The 26,031-nt window shown below is 66.7% G+C and carries 25 protein-coding genes; 22 read left to right on the top strand and 3 right to left on the bottom strand.

Translation table 11 applies throughout. The annotated features are described in order from the left end of the window. The 6 genes from rnc (at position 1) to RDV64_RS03005 (ending at position 6,312) form a co-directional block, all read left to right on the top strand. A complete protein-coding gene (gene rnc, locus RDV64_RS03030; protein WP_309197811.1) occupies positions 1 to 693 on the top strand; it encodes a ribonuclease III in 693 nt (230 codons plus the stop codon). After that, a complete protein-coding gene (gene era / locus RDV64_RS03025) occupies positions 690 to 1,721 on the top strand; it encodes a GTPase Era (protein ID WP_309197810.1) in 1,032 nt (343 codons plus the stop codon). The genes rnc and era overlap by 4 nt, the downstream gene beginning before the upstream one ends. Positions 1,722 to 1,774: 53 nt before the next feature. Then, entirely contained in the window at positions 1,775 to 2,518 is a 744-nt protein-coding gene (recO, locus tag RDV64_RS03020; protein ID WP_309197809.1) for a DNA repair protein RecO, read from the top strand. Positions 2,519 to 2,574: 56 nt separating this feature from the next. Next, on the top strand, positions 2,575 to 3,183 hold the full coding sequence (locus RDV64_RS03015; RefSeq protein ID WP_309197808.1) for a heme-binding protein: 609 nt from the start codon (positions 2,575 to 2,577) through the stop codon (positions 3,181 to 3,183). 108 nt (positions 3,184 to 3,291) lie between these two features. Then, complete coding sequence (gene parC / locus RDV64_RS03010) at positions 3,292 to 5,541, top strand: DNA topoisomerase IV subunit A (RefSeq protein WP_309197807.1); 2,250 nt, start codon at positions 3,292 to 3,294, stop codon at positions 5,539 to 5,541. Positions 5,542 to 5,553: 12 nt separating this feature from the next. Next, positions 5,554 to 6,312 (top strand): sulfotransferase domain-containing protein, encoded by a 759-nt coding sequence (locus RDV64_RS03005; protein WP_309197806.1) that lies wholly within the window; start codon positions 5,554 to 5,556, stop codon positions 6,310 to 6,312. 14 nt (positions 6,313 to 6,326) lie between these two features. Here the strand turns inward: RDV64_RS03005 and RDV64_RS03000 are convergent, their stop codons facing one another. Beyond that, complete coding sequence (locus RDV64_RS03000; protein WP_309197805.1) at positions 6,327 to 6,626, bottom strand: DUF427 domain-containing protein; 300 nt, start codon at positions 6,624 to 6,626, stop codon at positions 6,327 to 6,329. A 205-nt stretch (positions 6,627 to 6,831) separates the two neighbouring features. On the opposite strand from RDV64_RS03000, the gene RDV64_RS02995 reads away from it, so the two are divergent. The 12 genes from RDV64_RS02995 (at position 6,832) to RDV64_RS02940 (ending at position 18,077) form a co-directional block, all read left to right on the top strand. Next, positions 6,832 to 7,395, top strand: a complete 564-nt coding sequence (locus RDV64_RS02995; protein WP_309197804.1) for a NifU family protein — start codon at positions 6,832 to 6,834, stop codon at positions 7,393 to 7,395. Beyond that, the gene (gene tsaB, locus RDV64_RS02990; RefSeq protein ID WP_309197803.1) at positions 7,392 to 8,027 is read left to right on the top strand and encodes a tRNA (adenosine(37)-N6)-threonylcarbamoyltransferase complex dimerization subunit type 1 TsaB; all 636 of its coding nucleotides are present in this window, start codon (positions 7,392 to 7,394) and stop codon (positions 8,025 to 8,027) included. Before RDV64_RS02995 ends, tsaB begins: the two co-directional genes overlap by 4 nt. A gap of 44 nt (positions 8,028 to 8,071) precedes the next feature. Further along, positions 8,072 to 8,581, top strand: coding sequence for a GNAT family N-acetyltransferase (locus tag RDV64_RS02985; RefSeq protein WP_309197802.1), 510 nt, complete (start codon positions 8,072 to 8,074; stop codon positions 8,579 to 8,581). Between the two features lie 7 nt (positions 8,582 to 8,588). Next, positions 8,589 to 9,410, top strand: a complete 822-nt coding sequence (locus RDV64_RS02980) for a lysophospholipid acyltransferase family protein (protein ID WP_309197801.1) — start codon at positions 8,589 to 8,591, stop codon at positions 9,408 to 9,410. Further along, positions 9,407 to 10,729, top strand: coding sequence for a tRNA (N6-isopentenyl adenosine(37)-C2)-methylthiotransferase MiaB (gene miaB / locus RDV64_RS02975; RefSeq protein WP_309197800.1), 1,323 nt, complete (start codon positions 9,407 to 9,409; stop codon positions 10,727 to 10,729). Before RDV64_RS02980 ends, miaB begins: the two co-directional genes overlap by 4 nt. Next, a complete protein-coding gene (locus RDV64_RS02970; RefSeq protein WP_309197799.1) occupies positions 10,726 to 11,727 on the top strand; it encodes a PhoH family protein in 1,002 nt (333 codons plus the stop codon). The genes miaB and RDV64_RS02970 overlap by 4 nt, the downstream gene beginning before the upstream one ends. Beyond that, on the top strand, positions 11,724 to 12,263 hold the full coding sequence (ybeY, locus tag RDV64_RS02965; RefSeq protein WP_309197798.1) for an rRNA maturation RNase YbeY: 540 nt from the start codon (positions 11,724 to 11,726) through the stop codon (positions 12,261 to 12,263). The genes RDV64_RS02970 and ybeY overlap by 4 nt, the downstream gene beginning before the upstream one ends. A 25-nt stretch (positions 12,264 to 12,288) precedes the next feature. Next, entirely contained in the window at positions 12,289 to 13,278 is a 990-nt protein-coding gene (locus RDV64_RS02960; RefSeq protein WP_309197797.1) for a hemolysin family protein, read from the top strand. Then, entirely contained in the window at positions 13,229 to 14,869 is a 1,641-nt protein-coding gene (gene lnt / locus RDV64_RS02955) for an apolipoprotein N-acyltransferase (RefSeq protein WP_309197796.1), read from the top strand. The genes RDV64_RS02960 and lnt overlap by 50 nt, the downstream gene beginning before the upstream one ends. 152 nt (positions 14,870 to 15,021) lie before the next feature. Then, a complete protein-coding gene (locus RDV64_RS02950) occupies positions 15,022 to 15,447 on the top strand; it encodes a helix-turn-helix transcriptional regulator (RefSeq protein WP_309197795.1) in 426 nt (141 codons plus the stop codon). 322 nt (positions 15,448 to 15,769) lie between these two features. Further along, the gene (gene metK / locus RDV64_RS02945; RefSeq protein ID WP_309197794.1) at positions 15,770 to 16,939 is read left to right on the top strand and encodes a methionine adenosyltransferase; all 1,170 of its coding nucleotides are present in this window, start codon (positions 15,770 to 15,772) and stop codon (positions 16,937 to 16,939) included. 19 nt (positions 16,940 to 16,958) lie between these two features. Further along, positions 16,959 to 18,077, top strand: coding sequence for a GNAT family N-acetyltransferase (locus RDV64_RS02940; RefSeq protein WP_309197793.1), 1,119 nt, complete (start codon positions 16,959 to 16,961; stop codon positions 18,075 to 18,077). A gap of 10 nt (positions 18,078 to 18,087) precedes the next feature. On the opposite strand, the gene RDV64_RS02935 is transcribed toward RDV64_RS02940, so the two are convergent. Continuing rightward, complete coding sequence (locus RDV64_RS02935; RefSeq protein ID WP_309197792.1) at positions 18,088 to 19,035, bottom strand: glycosyltransferase family 2 protein; 948 nt, start codon at positions 19,033 to 19,035, stop codon at positions 18,088 to 18,090. A 42-nt stretch (positions 19,036 to 19,077) separates the two neighbouring features. Beyond that, complete coding sequence (locus tag RDV64_RS02930; RefSeq protein ID WP_309197791.1) at positions 19,078 to 21,354, bottom strand: NADP-dependent malic enzyme; 2,277 nt, start codon at positions 21,352 to 21,354, stop codon at positions 19,078 to 19,080. A gap of 302 nt (positions 21,355 to 21,656) precedes the next feature. Between RDV64_RS02930 and RDV64_RS02925 the strand changes: the two genes are divergently transcribed. The 4 genes from RDV64_RS02925 (at position 21,657) to dapB (ending at position 26,023) form a co-directional block, all read left to right on the top strand. Continuing rightward, positions 21,657 to 22,127 (top strand): hypothetical protein, encoded by a 471-nt coding sequence (locus RDV64_RS02925; protein ID WP_309197790.1) that lies wholly within the window; start codon positions 21,657 to 21,659, stop codon positions 22,125 to 22,127. Between the two features lie 124 nt (positions 22,128 to 22,251). Continuing rightward, positions 22,252 to 24,918, top strand: coding sequence for a DNA mismatch repair protein MutS (mutS, locus tag RDV64_RS02920; RefSeq protein ID WP_309197789.1), 2,667 nt, complete (start codon positions 22,252 to 22,254; stop codon positions 24,916 to 24,918). Beyond that, positions 24,918 to 25,229 carry a DUF1330 domain-containing protein gene (locus RDV64_RS02915; protein WP_309197788.1) on the top strand — a complete coding sequence of 104 codons (312 nt, stop codon included), beginning with the start codon at positions 24,918 to 24,920 and terminating at the stop codon, positions 25,227 to 25,229. Before mutS ends, RDV64_RS02915 begins: the two co-directional genes overlap by 1 nt. Beyond that, the gene (dapB, locus tag RDV64_RS02910) at positions 25,229 to 26,023 is read left to right on the top strand and encodes a 4-hydroxy-tetrahydrodipicolinate reductase (RefSeq protein ID WP_309199418.1); all 795 of its coding nucleotides are present in this window, start codon (positions 25,229 to 25,231) and stop codon (positions 26,021 to 26,023) included. Before RDV64_RS02915 ends, dapB begins: the two co-directional genes overlap by 1 nt. Positions 26,024 to 26,031 lie beyond the last annotated feature (8 nt).

The following is a 26,031-nucleotide window of genomic DNA, read 5'->3' as shown; positions in this document are numbered from 1 at the left end:
ATGAGCGCCGACCCGCTTGCACGCCTGGAATCCGCGCTCGGCCACCGGTTTGCCGACCGCGGATTGCTGGAGCGTGCCGTCATGCACGCCAGCGCCTTTGCCCAAGGGCGCGGCGAAAGCTACCAGCGGCTCGAATTTCTGGGCGACCGTGTGCTCGGCCTCGTGATTGCGGCCATGCTGCACGACCGGTACCCCGAGGCGGAGGAGGGGGAGCTTGCCCGCCGCCTCAATGCGCTGGTCCGCCGCGAAGCGTGCGCCGACCGGGCGCTGTTTCTGGGGATCGACGGTGCGTTGAAGCTTGGCCATGCCGAGGCCCACTCGGGAGGCCGCAAGAAGGCCGCCATCCTGGCCGATGCCTGCGAAGCGGTGCTGGCTGCCGTCTACCTCGATGCGGGGTACGATGCAGCCCAGGCGGTCATCCTCAACGTGTGGGCGCCGCTGATCGAGACCGACGAGCGCCCCGAGCGCGATCCGAAGACCGCGCTACAGGAGCGGGTGCAGGCCAATGGCGGCCCGCCGCCGGACTATGTGCTGCTGGAGCGGCGCGGGCCGGATCACAAGCCCCATTTCGTGATCGAGGTGGTGAACCACAGCGGGCCGCTCGGCCGCGGCGAGGGCGGCTCCAAGCGCGAAGCCGAGCAGAATGCCGCGCGCGCGGCCCTTGCCGGTCTCGGCGCGGCAATCGACGCATGAACCCGCCAGACCCCGACGACCGGCCCGATGCCGCCGCACAACCAGACCAGAAGGAACACTCCGCCATCACCGACGCGCCCGCCTCCGACACGCTGCCCGCAGATGCGGGCGAGCCTGACCGCGACCCCACCGCACCCGGCAACCGTGCCGGTTTTGTTGCGCTGATCGGTGCTCCCAACGCCGGCAAGTCGACACTCGTCAACGCGCTGGTCGGCGCCAAGGTGTCCATCGTCACCCACAAGGTGCAGACCACGCGTGCCATCGTGCGCGGCATCTTCATGGCCGAAGGCTCGCAGGTCATTCTGGTCGATACGCCGGGCATCTTCGATCCGCGCCGCCGGCTCGACCGCGCCATGGTGAAAACCGCATGGTCTTCGGCCTACGACGCCGACCATGTGTGCCTGCTGATCGATGCCCGTCGCGGGATCGACCCTGCCAACGCCGCAATCCTGGAAGAACTGACCCAGGTGCGGATGCCGAAAACGCTGATCCTCACCAAGATCGACCTGGTCGACCCGCCCGCCCTCCTCAAGCTGGCCGAAGACGCCAACAAGGTGACGGCGTTCGGCGACACATTCATGATTTCCGCGCAGGAAGGCAGCGGCGTTGCCGATGTGCGCGAGCATCTGGCCGCCGCCGTCCCGGCCGGTCCTTGGCTTTATCCCGAAGACCAGATCTCCGACATTCCCATGCGCCAGCTGGCCGCCGAGATCACCCGCGAGCAGCTCACCCTGCGCCTGCATGACGAACTGCCATATTCCGCCACCGTCGAGACCGAGACGTGGAAGACCCTGCGCGACGGGTCGGCCCGGATCGAGCAGGCGATCTTCGTGGAGCGCGAGGGGCAGAAGAAGATCGTGATCGGCGAAAAAGGGGCGACCATCCGCGCCATCTCCATGGCCGCCCGCCAGCAGATCGCTTCCATGTCCGGCGCGCCGGTGCATCTTTTCCTGTTCGTGAAGGTGCGGCCCAAATGGACCGACGACCCCGAGCGCTACCGCGAGATGGGCCTCGACTACTCCAAATGACCGGCCCGGCCGCGCGTTTCCGCCGGCCACGGCTCGCCGGAAGGGCCTGAGCCATGGAGTGGCGCGACGAGGCGCTGATCCTGTCCGCCCGCCCGTTCGGCGAAACCTCGAAGATTGTGGAGGTGCTGACCCCGCGTGAGGGGCGGACCGCCGGTATGGTCCGCGGCGCGCGCGGCAAGACCATGCGCGCGCTGCTCCAGCCCGGCAACCGGGTGGACGCGCTGTGGCGCGGCCGGCTCGACGACCAGCTTGGCACCTTCCAGCTGGAGCTTCTGGAGGCGCGTGCCGGGCTGGTGATGGAAAGCGCCTGGGGTGCATTCGGCCTCCAGTCGCTGGCCTCGCTGCTGGCCTTCCTGCCCGAACGCGACCCGCACCCCCGGCTGTTCGCCGCCGCCGATGCGCTGGTCGCAGCCTTTGCGCTTGCCGAGGCGGCGGGCGAATCCGGCGTGCGGTTCGAGATCATTCTCCTGGAAGAATTCGGCTTCGGCCTCGATCTGACCGAGTGCGCCGTGACGGGCACGCGCGAGGACCTGACCCACGTGTCCCCGCGCACGGGCCGCGCGGTGTGCAGGGCGGCCGCTGCCCCCTACGTTGACCGTCTGTTGCCGCTTCCGGCCTTCCTTGCCGGCGACGGTCCGGCAGATGCAGAGAGCGTTGCCGGCGGTTTTCGCCTCACCGGGCACTTTCTGGCGACGCAGATTGCGGGGCTCGCCAACAAGCGGATCCCCCCGCAGCGCGAGCGTTTCGTGAGCGCGGTGGTCAAGGCCATTGCCAAACTGGACGCTGCGCGCTTGTAGCGCCTGTTCGCAGCGGCGCAGCGCGCTATCTCAGGTGCCATCAGGGAGTGCGGTTGATGCGGTGGGTTCTTTACGGCGTTTGCGTGGCGGTTGTGGTTCTGGCCGCTGGCGTGGTGTGGACGGAGCGCAGCATGGCCAGCGTCGAAACGCCGGAATATCAGGTCGAGCGGTCCGACGGTGCCTTTGAGGTGCGCCGCTATCCGGCCCTTCTCGTGGCGCAGACCGCGGTCAGCGGCCCGCGCGATGATGCCGCCAACGCCGGATTTCGCACCCTTGCGTCGTTCATTTTCGGCGGCAATTCGGACAACGAAGAGATTTCGATGACCGCGCCGGTGATCCAGACCCCCGCCCGGCGCCGGTCGGCAGACGGGCCAGCCTGGACGGTGGATTTCGTGATGCCGTCCCGCTTTACCGCAAAGACGCTGCCCCGGCCCAGGGGCGAGGCGGTCGACATTCGCAAGAGGCCGGCGGAGCGGGTGGCGGCGGTCCGCTTTTCGGGCTTTGCCGGGGAGGCAACGCTGCAACGCCAGACCGAGGCGCTCAAGGCGTGGATGGCGGACAATGGCCTGACCGCTGCCGGGCCTGCGCGCTTTGCCTTCTACGATCCGCCGTGGCGGCTTCCGTTCATGCGGCGCAACGAAGTGATGATCCCGCTCGCCCGCTGAGGCGCAAACCGGCGCTGTTACCCACAGGCGCCCTTTGCGGCCACGGCGCCGTGCGCTACACCAACCCACCCTGCCCAGCGAGCCCGACCCCCGCGCCGTGGAGACCTCATGGCCGATCCGATCGACCCAGCCATTCCGCCCGAAGACGACGACGCCATCGACCTCAAGGAAGCGCTCGAAGAGCGCTATCTCGCCTACGCGCTGTCGACCATCATGCACCGCGCGCTGCCGGACGTGCGCGACGGGATGAAGCCTGTGCACCGGCGGCTGCTGTTCGCCATGCGCGCGCTGCGGCTCGACCCCGGCCAGCCGTTCAAGAAATCGGCCCGTGTGGTGGGCGATGTCATCGGTAAGTTCCACCCGCATGGCGACACCGCGGTCTACGAGGCTCTGGTGCGGCTCGCGCAGGATTTTGCGGTCCGCTATCCGCTGGTGGACGGCCAGGGCAATTTCGGCACCGTCGACGGCGACGGCGCAGCGGCCATGCGCTACACCGAGGCGCGCCTCACCGAAGTCGCCAAGCTGCTGCTCGACGGGCTTGACGAGGATGCCGTCGATTTCCGCGAGACCTACGATGGCTCCGAGGTGGAGCCTGTCGTCCTCCCCGGCGGCTTCCCCAACCTTCTTGCCAACGGCTCGTCGGGCATTGCGGTGGGCATGGCCACCAACATTCCGCCGCACAACGCGGCGGAGGTGGCGGAAGCCGCGCTGCATCTCATCAAGCATCCCGAGGCGCGGCTCGGCACCATTCTGGAAATCATCAAGGGGCCCGATTTTCCCACCGGCGGCCTCATCATCGAGAGCCCGGATTCCATTGCGGAAGCCTACCGGACCGGGCGCGGCGGTTTCCGCACACGCGCCATCTGGAACGTGGAGGATCTGGGCCGGGGGACGTGGCAGATCGTCGTCACCGAGATCCCGTATCAGGTGCAGAAGAGCCGGTTGATCGAACGGATCGCGGAGCTGTGGGAGGCCAAGAAGCTGCCGCTGCTGGGCGATGTGCGCGACGAGAGCGCCGAGGACATGCGCATCGTCCTGGAACCGCGCGCAAAAACCGTCGACGCCCAGATCCTGATGGAAAGCCTTTTCCGCCTCACCGAGCTGGAAACCCGCATCTCGCTCAACATGAACGTGTTGATGGGCGGGCAGGTGCCGCGCGTCGTGGGCCTTGTCGAGGTGATCCGCGCGTGGCTGGACCACCTGAAGGAGGTGGCCGTGCGCCGGGCCGACCACCGGCTTTCCAAGGTGGTTCACCGGCTCGAGGTTCTCGACGGCTTTCTGATCGTCTATCTCGACCTCGACAAGGTGATCGCGATCATCCGCAATGCGGACGATGCCAAGGCCGAGCTGATCGCCGAGTTCACGCTGACCGACACGCAGGCCGAGGCCATCCTCAACATGCGCCTGCGTTCGCTCCGCCGGCTGGAAGAGATGGAGATCCGCCGCGAGCATGACCGGCTCACCGCCGAGCGTGCCGAGCTTGAGGAGCTGCTCGCCAGCGAGGAGAAGCAGTGGGCGCGCGTGGCAGGCTCGATCCGCGAGGTGAAGGCCAAGTTCGGCAAGGACACCGACCTTGGTGCCCGGCGCACCCAGTTCGGCGAGGCACCCACCAACCTTCCGGACGTTGTGGCCGAGGCGATGATCGAGCGCGAGCCGGTCACGGTCGTGCTCTCCGCCAAGGGCTGGATCAGGGCGCTGAAGGGTCACGTCAAGGAGCTGGACGGCCTCACCTTCCGCCAGGACGATACCCTGCGGGAATGGCTCCACGCCGAGACCACCGACAAGCTGCTGGTCCTCACCACCGACGGGCGCATCTACACCATGGGCTGCGACAAGCTCCCCGGCGGCCGCGGCCACGGCGAGCCGCTGCGCCTCCTCCTGGAGCTTGGCGCGGAGGTGGAGATTGCGGCGATGTTCCTCTTTGCAGCCGGGGCGCAGTGGCTCTTTGCCACAAAGCTCGGCCGCGGGTTCATTGCCGTGTCGGACGATCTTGTGGCCAACACCAAGCGGGGCCGGCAGGTGATGTCGCCGGCAGAGGGCGACGCGGCGTTCCGCGCGGTGCCCGCCAACGGCGACTATGTCGCGGCGATCGGCGAAAACCGCAAGCTGCTGCTGTTCCCGGTGGAACAGGTGCCGACCCTCTCCAAGGGCCGCGGTGTCCGCCTCCAGCGCTACAAGGACGGCGGCCTGTCCGACATTGTCACCTTCGACGGGGCCGAGGGCCTTGTCTGGTTCGATACTGGCGGGCGCCGGCACGTGCGCACGCTCGACCAGCTTGCCGAATATCGCGGCGAGCGGGCCTCAGCAGGGCGCATGGCGCCTCCGGGGTTCCCCAAATCCAACAGCTTCAAACCCTGACCAGGTCTGCCCATGCCACACGACGCCGCTGATGGCCCCAAAAGCCTGATCGCCCTTTCCATGCACAAGGCGGGGAGTTCGATCGCGTCCGAGATCATCGGCGAGATCGCCGCGGAGAAGGGCTACCGCTCCGACCTGATCGAGCGGAAGGTGCCGGCCTCGCCCCTGACGGAGGATGAGCTTTACATCGCCTATCAGGCGGAAATGGCGGACGAGGGCGTCTATTATGGTGTCGCGCGCGGGCCTTACGTGAAGGACATGCCGCGCCTCTTCGGGCTGAAAACCATCGTTCAGGTGCGCGATCCGCGCGACTGCATGACGTCGGCCTACTACTCGTACCTGCGCAGCCATGTGCCGCCGAAAGACCCGGAGAAGCTGCGCAGGTTCGTGGCGCGGCAGGAGAGGCTCGCCCGCACCACCATCGACGACTTCGTGGTGGCCGACGCCCGCCACTACGTCACGCGGATGTCGATCCTGCGCACGATCCTCGGCTTGCACGACGACGCGCTGCTGGTGACCTACGAGGAAATGGTCGACCTGACGGACGACTGGCTGGACCGGGTGTGCGATTTCGTCGGCCAGCCACGCACCGACGCGCTGATGGCGCGCCTTGCCGGAAAGCTCGACTTTGCGGTTGCCGCAGAAGACGAGACTGCGCACAAGCGGCAGGTTGCGCCGGGCGACCACAAGCGCAAGCTGGCGCCTGAAACCATTGCAAAACTGAACGAGATCCTCGGCGACGAACTGCGCTGGTTCGGCTACGCGCTCTAGGCCGGAGCAGAGGGCTAGCCGACCGAGATGTCGAAGCGGTCGTCAAACGCCACGTGGCCTTCGATGGCGGCCATCTCGTCGAACGGCGCGTCGTAACTCCATGCCGCATCGGCAATGGTTTCGCCGCTGACAATCACGTCATAATAGGTGGCGTCGCCCTTGAAGGGGCAGTGAGTGGTGCGGGTGGTGCGCTTGAGAGTGCCGATCACTTCTTCGCGAGGGATGTAGGCGCGTGCCTTGTAGCCTTCCTCGTGCAGCATTATCGCATGGGTGGTGGCAGCGATCATGATACCGTTCAGAACAACAGTGACCACGGCGGGCCCTCCGTCCAGAACGATGCTGTGTTCGGGCTGCGCTGAAAATCCTGGTGCCGGGTTTGCCATTGGTCCCTCCGTTGGTCGCAACGCTGCAACAACCGGGCCGCACCGCTGCCATGCACATGTTGCAGATCAGCTTCCGCTCCTTATTTGCGATGCGTCATTGCCGCATGCCCGCCTAGAAATGTCTTGGGAGAAATGAATGTTCATTCAGACCGAAGCGACGCCGAATCCGGAAACGCTCAAATTCCTTCCCGGTCAAACGGTCATGCAGAGCGGCGTGCTCGATTTCCGAAGCGTTGATGAGGCGGATGCCTCTCCGCTGGCACGGCGTCTGTTCGCGGTCGAAGGGGTGACCGGCGTTTTCCTGGGGTACGATTTCGTTTCCGTCTCCAAGGACGGCACGCCGTGGGAGCACCTCAAGCCGTCCGTTCTCGGTGCGATCATGGAGCACTACCTGTCGGGCGATGCGGTGGTGGACGACCCCTCGGCGGCCCCGGCGGAGGCCGATGGCGAGGAATTTGCCGAGGAAGACGCGGCGACGGTGGCCATGATCAAGGAAATTCTCGACGAGCGCGTGCGGCCGGCCGTGGCCAGCGATGGCGGCGACATCATTTTCCGCTCCTACCACGATGGTGTGGTGCACCTTTCCATGCGCGGGGCGTGTGCTGGCTGTCCGTCCTCCACCATGACGTTGCAGATGGGCATTCAGAATCTCCTTCGGCACTTCGTGCCTGAAGTGCAGGAGGTTCGTCCCGTCGCGTGACCGGCCCCGTTCTCGCGCTCGACACTGCGCTTGAGCGCTGCCAGGCCGCGGTCCTTGTGGACGGCGTTGTCCGCGGCACGTCCAGCGCCGATGCCAGAGGCGATGCTGAAGCCATCGCCGCCCATTCGGCTGCGGCCCTCGCACAGGCCGGTCTCAAGGCAGGCGACCTTGCGCGCATCGCCGTTACCGTGGGGCCGGGCTCTTTCACCGGGGTGCGCGTAGGCATTGCCTACGCAAAGGGGCTGGCCTTTGCCTGCAGCATTCCGGCGGTTGGGGTTTCCACGCTGGAAGTGCTGGCCCGGCAGGCCGGTTTCCCCGCCCTTGCGGTGATTGACGCGCGGCATGGCGCAATGTTCGGGGCACTCTACACAACCGCATCCGCTCCGCCGCAGTTTGAAGCCCGCGTTGCAGCTTCGACTTGCGTCGAGCTTGCGGCCGCGAAGGGCGCGACAATTGCGGGGCCTGCCTCGGCCATTGCCGTGCTTGGCACCGGCACGCCCCTTCAAACCCTTGATCTGCAACATCTCGCAGCGGCGGCTGCTGGCGACCCGGCGGGCCGGTCGCCCCGTGCGCGTTACCTTGCAGAGGTGGATGCGGCGCCGCAGACCCACAAAGCACTGGCGCGGGCGTGATGGTTGTGGCCAACTGCACCCCTAACCGCAGGGGCACGACGGACATGATCGGCTGGCTAGCGGCGCCGCGCACGATCGATGCGCTGCGCCCATCGGACTATGATACGCTTGAAGAAATCCACGCGGAGTCGTTTCTGGCGCCGTGGTCGGCGGACGAGCAGGCCGCCCTCAACGAAGGGCCCGGCGTGACCACGTTCGTCGCGCGCCGGGGCGCTGCCACGGCAAGCCGCAAGCCCATCGGCTTCATCACCGTGCGTCAGGCGGCCGACGAGGCCGAGGTGCTGACCATGGCGGTCCATCCCCGTCAGCGCGGCGCCGGCGTCGGCAACATGCTGCTGGAGGCCGCGTTGCGCCACCTTTACACCGAACGCGCGGTCGACATCTTCCTCGAGGTGGACCCGTCCAACGCGCCTGCTCTGGCGATCTATCGCCGTGCCGGCTTCGAGCCGGTGGGCGAGCGCAAGGCCTATTATGCCAGCGCGGACGATCAGCCCCGGCACAAGGCGCTGACCATGCGCCTGACGCTGAAGCAGCCCGCGCTGGCGCTGCGCTGATCCATTCATGAGCACGATCCGCGCCATCATTGCCATTGTCGGCATCCTTGTCCTGTCGCTTGTCCTGATCCCGTTGCAGCTCCTCGCCATGCTCTTCCGCCTCAAGGGTGTGCAGCGCCGCCTGCCGCTCTGGTGGCACCGCGTCGCCATCCGCCTCGTTGGCGTTCGCCTGCACATCCACGGCGCCGCGACCGGAGAGCGCCCGCTTCTCCTCATCGCCAACCATGTTTCATGGCTCGACATCATGGTGCTGGGCTCGGTGATGGAGCTTTCGTTCATCTCCAAGGCCGAGGTGGCGTCGTGGCCGGTTTTCGGCTGGTTCGCCAAGCTCCAGCGCTCGGTGTTCGTGGAGCGGGAGCGGCGGTCCAAGACCGGCGCTGTCGCCACGGAGATTGCGGACCGGATGGCGGAGGGCGACGTTCTGGTGCTGTTCGGGGAGGGGACCTCGTCCAACGGGATCCACGTTCTGCCGTTCCGGCCGGCGCTGGTGGGGGGGGCTGCCAAGGCCGCGCAGGCGGCCGGCCATGGCGGCGCGATGATCCAGCCCGTTGCCCTCAACTACACCGAGTTGCACGGCGTGCCGGTCGGCCGGTTCCATAAACCCCGCATTGCATGGTACGGCGATATGGACATGCCCGCCCACCTGTGGTGGGTGCTGAAACACGGGGATATCGACGTGGACGTGGTGTTCGGCGATCCCTTGCCCTTTGTCGAGGGAACGGACCGCAAGCGCACCACAAAGGCTGCCGAGGATGCCGTCCGCCGCATGGTGGGAGAGGCAACCGCAGGCCGACTGGTACGCGAGCCGAAAAAACGCGAGAGAGCATGAAACGCGCCTTCATCAAGAGCTACGGCTGCCAGATGAACGTCTATGACGCGACGCGCATGGCCGACCAGCTGACCGCGTCCGGCTACGAGATGACGGACAAGGCCGACGGTGCCGATCTCATCTTGCTCAACACCTGCCATATCCGCGAGAAGGCGGCCGAAAAGGTCTATTCCGAGCTTGGCCGGCTGAAGGGTGAGGGCGGCCTCATCGGTGTTGCCGGCTGCGTTGCGCAGGCAGAGGGCGAAGAGATCATCCGCCGCCAGCCGCGCGTGGACTTTGTGGTCGGCCCGCAGGCCTATCACCGCCTGCCGGCGCTGATTGCCGCCGCGGAAAAGGGCCAAAGCCCCGTCGAGACCGATCTGTCGGACGACAAGTTCCAGTCACTCGCCGCCCCCCAGCGCCGCGCCGTGACCGCGCGCGGGGTGACGGCGTTCCTCACCGTGCAGGAAGGTTGCGACAAGTTCTGCGCTTTCTGCGTCGTCCCCTACACACGCGGCGCCGAAGTCTCGCGCCCTGTGGCCGACATTGTCGCCGAAGCGCGCCAGCTTGCCGAAGCCGGTGTGCGCGAAATCACGCTGCTTGGCCAGAACGTCAACGCCTTCAACGGTGCGGACGGCGGCGGCCGGGCAAGCCTTGCCGGCCTCCTTGCGCAGCTTGCCGAAATTGACGGGCTGGCGCGCCTTCGCTTCACCACCAGCCACCCCAACGACATGAGCGAAGACCTGATTGCCGCCCACCGCGATGAGGCAAAGCTGATGCCCTACCTGCACCTCCCCGTGCAGGCCGGCTCCGACCGTGTGCTGAAGGCGATGAACCGCAAGCACACCGCCGATGCCTACCGCGAGCTGATCGCGCGCATTCGCAAGGCCCGGCCGGACATTGCCCTGTCGGGCGACTTCATCGTCGGCTTCCCCGGCGAGACCGACGCGGACTTCGAGGCGACGATGGCCCTCGTCGAGGACATCGGCTACGCCAGCGCCTACTCGTTCAAATATTCGCCTCGCCCCGGTACGCCTGCCGCCACCCGGACCGACCAGGTGCCGGAAGCAATCATGTCCGAGCGGCTCCAGCGGCTGCAGGCGCTGCTCACCACCCAGCAGAAGGCGTTCAACCGCGCCTGCGTCGGGCGGACGATGCCGGTGCTGATCGAGAAGCCCGGCAAGCATGCCGGCCAGTGGGTCGGCCGCTCGCCCTACCTCCAGCCCGTGCACATTCCCGAGGGGGCTGGATCGGTTGGCGATATTGTGGAGGTTGCCGTTCACGCTGCGGAAGGTAACAGTCTGTTTGCTGAACCTGCAGGACGGAGAGTAGCCGCTTGAGCCTTGCCGACGCGACCGAAGAGGAAAGCCGGACGCTCGTGTTCGAAGACCCGCGCGTGGCGCAGGAGGTTTTCGGCACCGGCGACAGCCATCTCGCGATGATCGAGGGCCGCTGCGAGGTCGACATGGTGGCCCGCGGCAACCAGGTCACCGTGCGTGGCGATTCCGATGGGGTGGACATGGCGGTGGCGGTGCTCCAGCACCTCTACAAGCGCGCCAAGCGCGGCCACCCGATCGAGAGCGCTGACGTGGATGGTGCCGTCCGCATCTGTCGCACCAACGACCATCAGCTTTCTCTGCCTGCCATCGAGCGGCCGGATTCGGTCGGCAAGATCGCGACGCGCAAGCGGCAGGTGGAAGCCCGCTCGCCAACGCAGAACGCCTACATCCGCGCCATGGAGACCAACGAACTGGTGTTCGGCCTCGGCCCCGCTGGCACCGGCAAGACGTTTCTGGCCGTCGCTTATGCCGCGCAGTGCCTGGAACGCGGTCTGGTGGAGCGGATCATTTTGTCGCGCCCAGCGGTTGAGGCGGGCGAGCGTCTCGGCTTTCTGCCCGGGACGCTGGAAGAGAAGGTCGATCCCTATCTGCGTCCGCTTTACGACGCGCTGCACGAGATGATGCCCGGCGACAAGGTTGCCCGCGCCATGCAGCAGGGGGTGATCGAGGTGGCACCGCTGGCCTTCATGCGCGGCCGGACGCTGAGCAATTGCGTGGCGATTCTGGACGAGGCGCAGAACACGACCGCGATGCAGATGAAGATGTTCCTGACGCGGCTTGGTGAAAACTCGCGCATGATCGTGACCGGCGACCCCTCGCAGGTCGACCTGCCGCCGAACATGCCGTCCGGTCTTGATGAGGCGACCCGCATCCTGAAAAATGTCGAGGGGATCGGCCATGTTCGCTTCCGCGGCGAAGATGTTGTCCGGCACCAGCTTGTGGCGCGGATCGTTGCCGCTTACGATGCTGAAAGTTCCACTGAGGCCGACAGAAAATGACTTTGGCGGACAAGGTTCTGCCGCAGGACCTCTTGCCCGATGAGGACGACATCCTTGTCGGACCGGACAGTTTCTGCGCATCGGTTCGGATCGAGGATTCGCAGTGGCAGCCGGTGAACCCCGATGCCATTGCCGAAATGGTGCTGACCATTCTGGCGGCGTCGCCTTACGCGCGCTCCGGCCTCGTCAATTGTGACATCATCTTCACCAGCTCTGACGCTCTGGCCGAACTCAACGGCAAGTTTCGCGGCAAGCCTCAGCCCACCAACGTCCTCGCCTTCCCGTCCACTGACGATTTTGACGACCAGGACCGCGCCTTTATCGGCGGGATTGCCATCGCTTTCGAGGTGATGGCGCAAGAAGCAGCAGAACGGGCCATTCCCTTGGCCCATCACACCACCCATCTGGTGCTGCACGGCGTGCTTCACCTCCTCGGCTATGACCACGAGGCCGAGGACGAGCGCAATACGATGGAAGGCATTGAGATAGGCATTTTAGACGGGCTCGGAATTCCGGACCCTTATAACGGGAGTTGAGACGGCGCCTTGCGCCGAGGGAACAATGGCTGACAGTGATAGTCCCCGCGCGGCCCTGCAAAATGGCACGGCCGCCGCACCCAAACCCGACGATGAGGGCTGGTTTGACCGCGTCCTTACCGTCTTCGGCCTTCGCAACAACGAGGGCCTTCGCGAGAATCTGGCCCAGGCGCTAGCGGACGAGACCAGCGAAGACGCGGTCTTTTCCGCTGAAGAGCGCCGGCTCCTGCAAAATATCCTGGCGCTGCGCGACGTCCGCATTCTGGACGTGATGATCCCGCGCGCCGACATCGACGCCGTGCCCGAGAACATCTCGGTCGCCGACCTGATGCGCCGCTTCCGCGAAGCCGGTCACTCGCGCCTGCCGGTGTTCGGCGAAACGCTGGACGACCCGGTCGGCTTCGTCCACGCCAAGGATGTGATGATCAAGATCGCCGAAGAGGCGGCCATGGAAGACGGCCTGCGTCTCGGCGCGGTGGACCTTGCGCGCCCGCTCAGCCAGCTCGACATCATCCGCCAGGTGCTGTTCGTCCCGCCCTCCATGCCGGCAATGGACCTGATGGTCCGGATGCAGGCCAACCGCACGCAGATGGCGCTGGTGGTGGACGAATATGGCGGCACTGACGGCCTCGTCACCCTCGAAGACCTGATCGAGACGGTGGTCGGCGATATCGAAGACGAGTACGACTGGCCCGACGAGCCGACCATGGAGCAGGGCGAAGACGGCGCCTGGTTCGCTGATGCGCGCGTCGCCGTGGAAGACTTTGAAGAGGAGGCCGGCGTTGCATTCCCTGACACTGAGTTCCGCGACGAGGTGGATACGCTGGGCGGGCTCGTCTTTGCCATTCTGGGCCGGGTGCCGGTGCGCGGCGAGCTTGTGGCATCCAGCCAGCTTCCGGGTGTGGAGTTCGAGGTGCTGGACGCCGACCCCCGCCGCATCAAGCGCGTCAAGGTCATGATCCGCGATGGCGGCGAAACCGGTAGCACCGAGGACGACCAACAAAACGAGGCTTGAGCGCCTTGCAGAGCGGCTGGCGGGGCGGCGCGTTGTCCGCCTCGGCCTCGCCGCGTTCAGCGGCGTCGGTCTGGCGCTGGCGTTTGCGCCTTACGATCTTCTTCCTGCATTGGCCGCCTACAGCGCACTTCTGGTGTTGCTGGAGGCGGGCGATGCGCGGGTGCGGCGCCGGTCGCTGGAGCGCTTTCTTACCGGCTTTGCATTCGGGTTCGGTTTTCACCTCATGGGGCTGTGGTGGATCGGCGCTGCGTTTCTGGTGGATGCCGACGCCTACGCCTGGCTGATGCCGCTGGCGGTGGTCGGCCTGCCGCTTCTGCTGGCGCCATTCAGCGGCATTGCGGCGATGTGCGTCGGGCTTGCGCCGCGCGGCATGGCGTGGCGGGCTGTGGCACTGGCGCTGGGCGTGGCCGGAACCGAGCTTGCGCGCGGCCTCGTCCTTACCGGCTTTCCGTGGAATGCGGCCGGCATGGGGCTCACCCAATCCATCCTTCTGGCGCAAAGCGCGTCGGCCGTCGGGGTCAACGGGCTTGCCATCCCGGCTGTGCTGATCGGCGCGCTGCCGGTTGTTCTGGCCGAGCGTGAAAGCCGCTGGCTTGCCGTCCCGACCGGGCTGATGCTTGCGGCCATGGCCACTTATGGCGGCTACCGGCTATGGACCGCACCCGAAATTGCGGCCGATGCACCGCTCATCCGCATCGTGCAGCCCGCCGTGCCGCAGGACGAGAAGTGGGCGCCCGAACATCAGGCCGAAATCTGGCAGCGCCTTCTTGAGCTCACCGCTGAGCCGGGCCCCGCGCCCGCAGCCGGGGAGGAGGCCCTGCCGCGGCCTTCGGTGGTGATCTGGCCGGAAACGGCCATTCCGTTTCAGTGGCGGGCGCCGAGTGCGCCGCAGGCCGCTCTTGCCGGCGCACTGGGGCCGGAAACCCAGTTGATCACCGGCGCGGTCGAGCTTGCTGCAACGGCAGATGGCAGAACCGTCGGCTACAATGCGCTTTTCGTGATGTCGCCGGAAGGGCGGCTGGTCGGCCGGTACGACAAGGCACATCTGGTTCCGTTTGGGGAATATCTGCCATTCTCCGCTCTTATGGCGCGGCTCGGCCTGTCGGGTCTTGCGGCCAATGGCGGGGAGTTCGTGGCAGGTGATGGGCCGGTGACACTTCAGGTGGCAGGGTTGCCGCCGTTCCAGCCGCTGATCTGCTACGAGGTGATTTTTCCCCATGGCGCTGGCGAGCCGCCGGCGCGCTGGATTGTCAACCTCACCAACGATTCCTGGTTCGGCAACACGCCGGGGCCGCGGCAGCATCTGCGCCATGCACAGCTGCGGGCCATCGAGCGCGGCCTGCCCGTGGTGCGGGCTGCCAACACCGGCATCAGCGCTGTCATCGATGCGCAAGGGCGCATTGCCGGAAGTTTACGGTTGAAAGCAATCGGCACGCTGACCGAGCGTTTGCCACCGCCGCAACCGTCGCACTATTCTGGGTTGTCTGATCTTCTACTATTTGTAATTTTGTTTCTTGGCGGCGTATCCTTAGGTGTGGTTCGCGTGATCACGGTTGCAAGAAGACGCCCACAGGATGCAGACGGTACTTGAGGCGTGTATATAAAACTTTTAAATTGCAATGACGCAACCATCCGTGGTATCGATCGTTGGTCTCGCGCAACTGTATGCAGATGGGTGGGTCAACACTCACGCCTCTGCGGTGTGAAAGGTAGCGAGTTTTGTCAACGACACAGTGTGAGCCGATGGCTGGCCGAAAACAACCGAATCCGATCGACATCCACGTGGGCAGCCGCTTGAAATTGCGGCGGACCATGATGGGCATGACCCAGGAAAAGCTGGGCGATAGTCTCGGCGTGACGTTTCAGCAGGTGCAGAAATACGAAAAGGGCACCAACCGGATCGGTGCAAGCCGTCTGCAGGAAATTTCTGAAATTCTTGAGGCCCCGGTCTCGTTCTTTTTCGAGGATGCCTCACCTCTTGCTCTGAACAAGGCCGAGCCGCGGGAATCGGCCGGGTTTGCGGACGATGGCGCACCCGGCTTCCTCCTGCCGGGCGAGACGACCGGCGAGGCGCTCGAGCTTGCCAAGGCTTTCAGCCGGATTCGGGACCCGCGCGTGCGCCGCCGCGTCATCGATCTGGTCGAGACGCTGGCCGACGCGCGGGGCTGAGCGCGCGGCAACAGACAGCGTGCCGCCGTTTGCGGCACTCGTCTGCATCCTGCATCGGCGCTGCGGACCCGCCGTCAGCGCGATTGCCGAAGGGGCGGCAGAGCCCCTCGGACAGCCCGCCAGCCGGACATGAATGGCGTTGCAGCACACCGGCGCGCAGGCTAGACAAGCCTCCAGTGCCTGCCCCATTGGTTGACCTTCAGGGTTCTAGATGGTTGAAAATGCGGCACGTGATGTCGTCCTGACATTACGAACACGCCCAATGAAAACCAATCGGCATGCGTACCGTCCGGGTACGTGACCGACTACGAAAGTTGATGATTTGGCTCGACAGTCCTACCTCTTCTCCAGTGAATCGGTGTCCGAAGGACATCCCGACAAAGTTTGCGACCGGATTTCGGACGAGGTGGTCGACGCTTTTCTCGCTGAGATGCCGGAGGCCCGTGTCGCTTGCGAAACGCTGGCAACCACCAACCGCGTTGTGATCGCCGGGGAAACCCGCGGTCCCGCGTCCATCACGCCTGATAAGGTGGAAGAGCTGGCGCGCGCCGCAATTCGCGATATCGGCTACGAGCAGGACGGCTTTCACTGGAAGAACGCCCACGTCGAAGTGCACCTCCACGCTCAGTCCGCCCACATTGCGCAGGGCGTCGACGCCGCCGGCAACAAGGACGAAGGTGCCGGCGACCAGGGGATCATGTTCGGCTACGCCTGCCGCGAGACCGACGCACTGATGCCGGCGCCGATCCACTTCAGCCACGCGATCCTTCGTCGCCTGGCAGAGGTGCGCAAGTCCGGCGTGGAACCCAAGCTCGGCCCCGACGCCAAGAGCCAGGTGACGCTGCGCTACGAAAACGGCATGCCCGTGGCCTGCACGTCCGTCGTGCTGTCCACCCAGCATACCGACGAGACCATGACCTCCGATGATGTGCGCGCCGTAGTCGAGCCTTACATCCGCGAAGTGATGCCGGCCGAGTGGATCACGCCGGAGACCGTCTGGTACGTGAACCCCACCGGCACCTTCGTGATTGGCGGACCCGATGGTGACGCCGGCCTCACGGGCCGCAAGATCATCGTCGACACCTACGGTGGTGCAGCCCCCCACGGCGGCGGCGCCTTCTCCGGCAAGGATCCCACCAAGGTGGACCGTTCGGCAGCCTATGCTGCACGTTACGTCGCCAAGAACGTGGTTGCGGCCGATCTCGCAAACCGCTGCACCCTCCAGCTGGCCTACGCCATCGGCGTGTCGCAGCCGCTGTCGATCTACGTGGACACCCACGGCACGGGCAAGGCACCGGACGATGCCATCGAGGCCGCCATCAGCCGCGTGATCGATCTGTCGCCCCGCGGCATCCGCGAGGCCCTGAAGCTCAACCGCCCGATCTATGCCCGCACCGCGGCCTACGGCCACTTCGGCCGCGAGCCGGACGCGGACGGCGGGTTCTCGTGGGAGCAGACCGACCTTGCACAAGCCATCGCCCGCGAACTCTGAGCAGAGGCGGACGGTCGGCGTGAACGCCATTGACGTGACGATCAGGAGGGCCGTGGCGGATGACGCCGCGGCCCTTCTGGCCATTTCGCAGGCCGCTTTCGAGTGCCACGTCGTCCCGATCGGACGCCGCCCGTCCGTCATGGACGACGACCATGCCGCTCTGATCGCGGCCGGGCAGGCGCTGGCCGCCGTCGATGCGGACGGCAGCGTGTGCGGGTACGCGACGTTCAATCTGGCACAGCCCGAGGCGTGGCTGCGCGCGGTCGCGGTGGCGCCCGGCCGGCAGGGCCGCGGGATCGGCCCGGCGCTGATTGCCGCGGTGGAGGAAAGAGCCCGCGCCGCCGGTGCAACGCATCTGGCGTTGCACACAAACGCAAAGATGGCCGACAACCTCGTCCTTTACCCCAGGCTTGGCTTTGACGAGGTGGATCGCCGGAACGAGGACGGGTTCGAGCGGATCTATTTTCGCAAGACGCTGGCGCCGGCCATGGCGATGAAGGCGCCGGTGGACGCGCTGTACGGGCGCCGCAAGGGGCAGGGCGGCGGTACGGTCGCGGCAGACGATCCGCTGCTCGTGGACCTGTCGGTGCCCTACAGCCGAAAGGCCCTGTTCGGCACGGCTGACGCGCTCTGCGTTGAGGTGGGCTTCGGCGGCGGCGAACATTTCATCGACCATGCCCGCCGGGCGCCTGAAAGCGGGCTGATCGGCATCGAGCCGTTCGAGACCGGACTTGCCCGCGCCATGAAGGCCGCGCGCGATCTGCCGCTCACCAACGTGCGCTTTTATCAGGGCGATGCACGGCGGGTGCTGGAGTGGCTGCCCGCAGGGTCTGCCCAAAGGGTCGACGTTCTTTACCCGGACCCATGGCACAAGCAGCGCCACTGGAAGCGGCGCTTCATTTCCAGCGATGGGCTGGGCCGGCTGGCCCGCACCGTGGCGCCGGGCGGCGAGGTGCGCTTTGCGTCCGACATCGACCACTATGTCCGCTGGACGCGGGCGCATGTGGAGGCCCATCCGGCCTTTGTGCTGGAGCGTGACAGCGCCGACCCGTGGCCCCACTGGCCGGGCACCCGCTACGAAACCAAGGCGTTCCGCGAAGGGCGGACACCGCGTTACCTCACCTTGCGCCGCATCTGAGCGCCGGGGCTTACTGGTATGGGCCGGGCAGGTCCGGCCGGCGCCAGAAGACCTTGCCGGCCGCCGTCGCTTCGGCAATTTCCGCTTCCACCCGAGCCAGACCCTGCGGGCGGGCGAGCAGGCGCTTTGTCCGCGCGCGCCCCCACTGGATGGTGCCGATGATGCGCTGCATCAAAGCTGCAAGGCGCGGGTTCGGCCGGTGCTTGGTGAGAACGCGCACGAAAACCTGGCTGTTGCGGAAAGCGCGCATCTTCAAATACCGCGCGTTCTGGCGTTCGGGCGGGATCAGCTCTTCGGCCTCAGCGGCGGGAGAGTAGGCGAGGCGGAATGCCGGCCGCCTGGCGAACAGGATGAAGACGTCCTGGTCTTCGCCGCCGCTGCGGCCGAAGGCAGGGTCGAACCAGATGCCCTGCCCGAAGGTGCGTGAGCGCCTCACGATCACGTTGCAGGTCCGCACGCCGTCGATGAAGCCGTGCCGGTTGCGGCCCACAGGCGCGCCTTCCGGCAGCGGCAGGTCGCGGGTGAAATGCCGCTCCAGCCCGTCCATCTCGCCGCCGGGTAGAAAGCGCGGCCGGACGAGGCCCAGAACGCCGTCCGCCCCGGTCTGCCGCAGGACGGAGACGATGGTGGCAAGCCAGTCCGGCGGCAAGACGAGGTCGTCGTCCACAAAGGCGATGTTGGTGCCGCGGCTTGCCTCCAGCCCCGTATTGCGGGCGGTGGACAGGTTCGGCCCGACGCTGTGGCGGTAGACAAAGGTGCCGGGCCGCGCCGCATTGGCGCGCTCCACCTCCGCGGCCACCCGCGGATCGCCGGCTTCGGTGACGGCGTTGTCCACCACCACCACCTCGAAAGGGTCGGTGAAGGTCTGCGCCGCCAGCGAATCGAGGCAGCGGCGCAGAAGGTCCAGCCGGTCCAGAGTGCACACGATGACCGAGGTGTTGATGGTCGCCTCTGCCAATGCCGTCTCCGTTCAAGTCAGTCGCAGTGCGCTGCGTGTTGGTCAGTTGACCCCGAAGCTTGCGATCGCCGCCATGTTGACGATGTCGGAATCGCGCGCGCCGAAGGGGACGATCTGGATCGCCTTGTCGAGGCCGACGAGCATTGGCCCCAAGACGGTCGATCCGCCAAGCTCCTGTAGCATCTTGGTGGCGATGGAGGCCGAATCGAGCCCCGGCATAACAAGCACGTTGGCGGGACCCGACAGCCGCGAGAAGGGGTAGGCTGCCATCAGCGCCGGGTTGAGCGCCACGTCGGCGGCCATCTCGCCGTCGAACTCGAAGTCCACCCGGCGTTTGCCGAGAATTGCGACCGCCTCCTGCACATCCGCCGCGCGGGCGCTGGGCGGGTTGCCGAAGTTTGCGGCCGCCAGAAGCGCGATGCGCGGCTCGTAGCCGAGGCGGCGGGCAACGCGTGCCGCTTCCTCCGCGGTATCGGCCAGCTCGGATGGGTTGGGCTGGTCGTGCACCGACGTGTCGGCGACCAGAACCGCCCGCCCGCGTGACAGCACCAGCGAGACGCCGATGATCCGGTGACCGGGCTTGGCCGAAATCACCTGCCGCACCGCGGCAAGGGCCACGGCAGTATTGCGCGTCACGCCCGTCACCATCGCGTCGGCATCGCCCATCGCCACCATGGCCGCGCCAAAATAGTTGCGATCCTGGTTGATGAGGCGCTGCGCGTCGCGGAAGAGCTGACCCTGCCTTTGAAGCTTGGCGTAGAGGAACTGGGTGTAATCCTCATTTCGGCGGGAGAGGCGGGCGTTCTGGATTTCGAGCCCGGCGCGCAGGTCGATGCCGGCGTCGAACGCGGCCTGGCGCACGGTCTCTTCGCGGCCGATCAGGATGGCCGTGCCAAGGTCCTGGTTGACGAACGAGGCGGCGGCGCGGATCACGGCCTCCTCCTCGCCTTCGGCAAACACCACCCGCTTGGGGTTCTGCTTCACCTTGGTGAAGATCCGCGACAGGGAGCCGGCCACGGGATCGCGCCGCGCCGAAAGCTCTTCGGCATAACGCTCCATGTTGACGATGGGCCGCCGCGCGACGCCCGATGCCATTGCAGCCTTGGCGACGGCGGCCGGAATGGTGGAGATCAGCCGCGGGTCGAAAGGCACCGGGATGATGTATTCCTTGCCGAAACGGGGGCGCTGGCCCTGGTAGGCAGCGGCCACGTCGTCCGGCACGTCTTCGCGGGCGAGCGCGGCGAGCGCTTCGGCGGCGGCAACCTTCATCTCTTCGTTGATGGCGGTGGCGCGGACGTCGAGCGCACCGCGGAAGATGTAGGGAAAGCCCAGAACGTTGTTGACCTGGTTGGGATAGTCCGACCGGCCGGTGGCGACGATGGCGTCATCGCGGATCTCGGCGACTTCCTCGGGCGTCACCTCCGGGTCGGGGTTGGCCATGGCGAAGATGATCGGCTCCGGCGCCATGGAGCGCACCATCTCGCGCGTCATTGCGCCCTTGACCGAGAGGCCGAGGAACACGTCGGCACCGTCCAGCGCTTCGGCGAGGGACCGCGCGTCGGTCTGCGCGGCGTGGGCCGACTTCCACTGGTTCATCCCTTCGGTGCGGCCCTGGTAGATCGGCCCCTTGGTGTCGCACAGGATGATGTTGTTGTGCGGCACGCCCATCGCCTTGATGAGTTCGACGCAGGCGATGCCTGCCGAGCCGGCGCCGTTGCAGACGATCTTCATGTCCTGCAGCGAGCGCCCGGTGATGTGCGCCGAGTTGATCAGCCCGGCGGCAGCGATGATCGCGGTGCCGTGCTGGTCGTCGTGGAAGACCGGGATGTCCATCAGCTCGCGAAGCTGCTGCTCGATGAGGAAGCAGTCGGGCGCCTTGATGTCTTCAAGGTTGATGCCGCCGAAGGAGGGGCCGAGATAGCGCACCGCGTTGACGAACTGGTCCACGTCCTCGGTATCGACCTCGATGTCGATGCCGTCGATGTCGGCGAAGCGCTTGAAGAGCACCGCCTTGCCCTCCATCACCGGCTTGGAGGCGAGCGCACCGAGGTTGCCGAGGCCGAGAATGGCGGTGCCGTTGGAGATCACCGCCACCACGTTGCCGCGTGTGGTGTAGTCGAACGCGGCATCCGGGTTCTCGTGGATGGCGTGAACCGGAACCGCCACGCCGGGGGAGTAGGCGAGCGACAGGTCGCGCTGGGTCGCCATCGGCTTTGTGGGCGTGATTTCCAGCTTGCCGGGCCGGCCGCGCCGGTGAAATTCCAGCGCCTCCGCATCGGTGATAGCGGTTCTTCCGCGCCGGTTACGTTCCGCAGCCACGGCGGTCCTCCAAACTAGCTTTTGTCGTTGCTCAACTGGTTACGCTGTTCGCCGCCGCCCCGTCCACATCAAGCTCAACCCGGCCGTCTGTTTCCTTCCTTCCGCGAGCTTGGCATATGGGCGCATGTAATATCGAACGGCGCGGGTCGACAATTTTGTCTCAGCGGGGCGCGTGTTCGGATTTGGCGCTCGCAGATTCTCAAGCGGCGGTAGTCGCCATACGCATGCCGAGGCACTCTCGGAAAGAGTATCGAGGCATAAAACTGGTTGGATGTTGCATGATAAGGTATCTGTCTGTCGCAATGCTGGTCAGTCTTTTGGCGGCCTGTTCTTCCCCGCCCCGTGAAGTGCTGGACGGGGCGGTCGACACACGCACCTTCTCCCTCTCGCTGAACGCGCGCAGCACGGCTGCCTGCCTCGCCGACTGGAAACTTGGTCCCGGTGAGTACGATGTCCTTTCGAACTCCTATAGCCGCGATGCCACGGTGACCCTTGCCGAACGTCTGACCAGGCGAGACAAATTTCGCCCGTATGCGGCGCGGATCCGCGTCTACCGGATCGATATTCGGAGGACGAAAAAAAATATCTTCGGTGGCCATTCGAAGGATGATTATCTGTGCCTGGTCGATACCACTCAGAATGATCTGTTTCTTTCGTCACTCAAAGTGATTGGCACCTCGGTCCAGAAGCTCGATGCGAACACAGCGGCCCTGCAGGCCTGGGCGGCAATGTCCGGCGAAAAGCTGTCGCCGGTCGAATTCATAGGGCTCTAGCCGTCCGCGATGGCAGTCGGCGGCCCGCAGTTTTCCCGGGACGAGCTGTGGAGGATAGGCCGGCGCTGTTGCGCTGGCCGCGGCGGTTCTGAAAGGCTTCGCCCAGCTTGGCTGGGAGAAGACCGTGGACATCGCGATCGCTGAGGACGAGACCGCGGCGCCGGTTGAGGGGATCGCCTCCAGCGCCGCCGCAACGCCGATGATGGCGCAGTACCTCGCCATCAAGGCCGCCAACCCAGAGGGGCTGCTCTTCTACCGGATGGGCGACTTCTACGAGATGTTCTTCGAGGACGCGGAACTCGCGGCGAAGGCACTCAAGATCCACTGCACCACCCGCGGCACCCACGCCGGCAAGCCGATCCCCATGGCGGGCGTTCCTGTTCATGCCGCGCAGGAATATCTCTCGCGGCTGATCTCCCAGAACATTCGCGTCGTCATCGCCGAGCAGACCGAGGATCCCGCCGAGGCGAAGAAACGCGGGGCAAAGTCGGTCGTCAACCGGGCCGTGGTGCGGATCGTGACGCCGGGGACGATCACCGAGGACGAGCTTCTGGAGCCGGGCCGCGCCTCGCTGCTGGTGGCGCTGGCGCCGGGGGCGGAGCGGATCGGCCTTGCGGCCGCCGACGTTGCCACCGGCCGCTTCCAGCTTCTGGACGCGACGCCCGAAACGCTTGCCGCCGAAATTGCCCGGCTTGACCCGGTGGAGGTGCTGGCGCCGGAGAACTTCGCCCTGCCGCATCTCTCCTCCCGCGTCACCGTCACACGGCGGCCGATCTCGCGCGCCAGCGGGGCAGGGGCGCGGCTGGCAGAGGCCTTCGGCGTGGCCGACCTTGCCGCGTTCGGCACCTTCCGCCCGGAGGAGGCGGTGGCTGGCCTTGCGGTGGTGCATTACCTCGCCGAGACGCAGCTTGCCAACGCGCCGCCGCTCGACCCGCCCCGCAAGGACGCGCCGGCCACGGTCATGGCCATCGACGCTGCCACCAGAGCGAGCCTCGAACTCACCCGCCCCGCCCGCGAAGGCGGCCCGACGCTGCTGAAAGCCATCGACCGCACGGTCACCGGCGCAGGCGCCCAGCGCCTTGCCGAGCGCCTCGCCAGTCCCGCAACGGTCGCCGCCACCATCGCCGAGCGGCTCGATGCCGTGCAGGTGTTTGTGGAAGACGCAGCCGCCCGCGCCGCCATCCGCAGCGCTCTGAAAGGCGCCGGCGACCTTTTACGCGCCGTGGGTCGGCTGGGGGCAGGTCGCGGGCAACCGCGCGATGCGCTGGCCGTTGCCCGCACGCTCGACGCCGCCGCCGCAACCCACGCCGCGCTGCCCGACGAGCGGCCCGCCATCCTCGCCGGCGTCGCCATGGCACTGGCGGACACCCCCGGCGACCTCGGCGCGCGGCTGACCGCGCTGCTCGACCCCCGCGCCGCCGCCGCCAATGCGCCGGACGGCTTCATTGCCGCTGGCGTCGATACGGCGCTGGACGAAGCGCGCAGCCTGCGCGACGAAAGCCGCCGCGTGATTGCCGCGCTACAGGCCGAATATCAGGGCGCCACCGGCGTCAAATCGCTGAAGATCAAGCACAACGCGGTGCTGGGCTGGTTCATCGAGGCGCCGGCGGCCCATGGCGACCGGCTGCGCGAGGCGGGCTATGCGCACCGCCAGAGCCTCGCCAACGCCGTCCGCTTTACCACCGACGCGCTGCGCGATCTCGAAACCCGCATTCTCGCCGCCGACGAGACCGCCGCCACCCGCGAGGCGGAGCTGTTCGCCGAGCTTGTGGCCGCCATCGTCGCCGCCCGCCCGTGGCTCGCGGCTGTCTCCGACGCGCTGGCCGAGACCGACGTGGCGGCAGCCCTTGCCGAAACCGCTGTCACCTGCCGCTGGACCCGCCCACGCATCGAGGAAACCCACGCCTTTGTGGTGGAGGGCGGCCGGCACCCGGTGGTGGAAGCCGCGCTCGACGACGCGTCCCGCTTCGTCCCCAACGATTGTTCGCTCGGCCCCGACACGGTGGATGCGCCCGCCCGCGCCGTCATCCTCACCGGCCCCAACATGGGCGGCAAGTCGACTTACCTCCGGCAGAACGCGCTGATCGCGATCCTGGCGCAGGCCGGCGCCTTCGTGCCCGCCGCCAGCGCCACAATCGGCATTGTCGATCGTCTGTTCAGCCGGATCGGCGCGTCGGACGATCTGGCGGCGGGTCGCTCCACCTTCATGGTCGAGATGGTGGAGCTTGCGGCGATCCTCAACCAGGCGGGGCCGGGCGCGCTGGTGATCCTCGACGAGATCGGCCGCGGTACCGCCACCTTCGACGGCCTCTCCATCGCCTGGGCGGCGCTGGAGCGGCTGAACGAGATCGGCTGCCGCACCATCTTCGCGACGCACTATCACGAGCTGACGGCGCTGGCCGACCGCCGCCCCCGCATCGAGACGGCCACCATGCGCGTCAAGGAATGGCGCGGCGATATCGTGTTCCTGCATCAGGTGACGGTGGGGGCGGCGGACCGCTCCTACGGCGTGCAGGTGGCGCGGCTTGCGGGGCTGCCGGTGCCGGTGGTGCGCCGTGCGCGGGACATTCTGGCAAGGCTGGAAGAGAGCGACCGCGGGGCCGCCCGCGCCGCCCTTGCCGCGGACCTTCCGCTGTTCGCAGCCTCCCCCAAGCCGGAGGCGAAGGCGGCGGAGGAAGCTGCAAAATTGCTGGACGAGACCGATCCCGACACCCTATCCCCGAGGGACGCGCTGGAAATCCTGTACGCCCTCAAGGCGGCCAGGGCACGCGACAAAGGGGGAGACGAGTGATGGCTAAAGGGTATTGGGTCGTGCGGATGGATGTCCACGATCCGGAAAAATACGTCAGCGAGTATGCGTCCAAGAACGGGCCTTCGATCAAGGCGTTCGGCGGCAAGTATCTGGTGCGCGGCGGGCAGTATGAGGTGATCGAGGGCACGGCGCGCCAGCGTTCGGTGGTGATCGAGTTCCCGTCCTACCAGGCCGCGCTCGACTGCATGAAGTCGCCCGAATACGCCGCTCTTGCGGAAGTTCGCCAGAAATATGGCAGCGGCGATGTCATCGTCGTTGAGGGCTACGACGCGCCCGAGCCCGGTCAGTGATGCGCGTCGGCGTGGTCGGTGCGGCCGGCCGGATGGGGCGCGTTCTGATCGCCGCCGTCCATGCCCATGAGGGGATGACCCTTGGCGCCGCGACCGAACGCGCCGGCGCTGACGGTGTTGGCGCCGATGCCGGCACGCTCGCCGGCGTCGGTGAACTCGGCGTTGCCGTTGCGGATGACGCCAGCGCCTTTGCAGATTGCGCGGCAGTGCTGGACTTCACCAGCCCTGCCGCCAGCACCGCGCTGGTCTCGCAGCTTGCCGAGATGGGCGTTGCGCATATCGTCGGCACCACGGGCTTTTCCGCGGACGAGGACGCGGCGTTCGCCAGCGCGGCAGACAGGATCGCCGTGGTGAAGTCCGGCAACATGTCGCTCGGCGTGAACCTTCTTGCGGCGTTGGTGCGGCAGGCAGCGCGGGCGCTGCCGGATGCCGACATCGAGGTCCTGGAAATGCACCATCGCCGCAAGGTGGATGCACCGTCCGGCACTGCGCTTCTCCTGGGCAATGCCGCCGCCGAAGGCAGGGACGTTGCGCTTGCCGACCACGCCGTCATGTCCCGCGAGGGGCATACGGGCGCGCGTGAGGCGGGCACAATCGGCTTTGCCACGTTGCGGGGCGGCACGGTGATCGGCGATCACGAGGTGATCCTGGCGCTGGACAAGGAGCGCGTGACGCTCGGCCACCGCGCGGAGGACCGCACGATCTACGCCAGCGGCGCACTCACGGCAGCGCTTTGGACCGAAGGCCGCGGCCCCGGCCTCTACACCATGGCCGACGTTCTGGGGATCGGCTGAGCCGCCGC

The sequence above is a fragment of the Acuticoccus sp. MNP-M23 genome (genome assembly GCF_031195445.1).
Classification (GTDB): Bacteria; Pseudomonadota; Alphaproteobacteria; order Rhizobiales; family Amorphaceae; genus Acuticoccus.
Note: the sequence above shows the minus strand (reverse complement) of the source record. Positions and strands in the feature narration are given on the sequence as shown.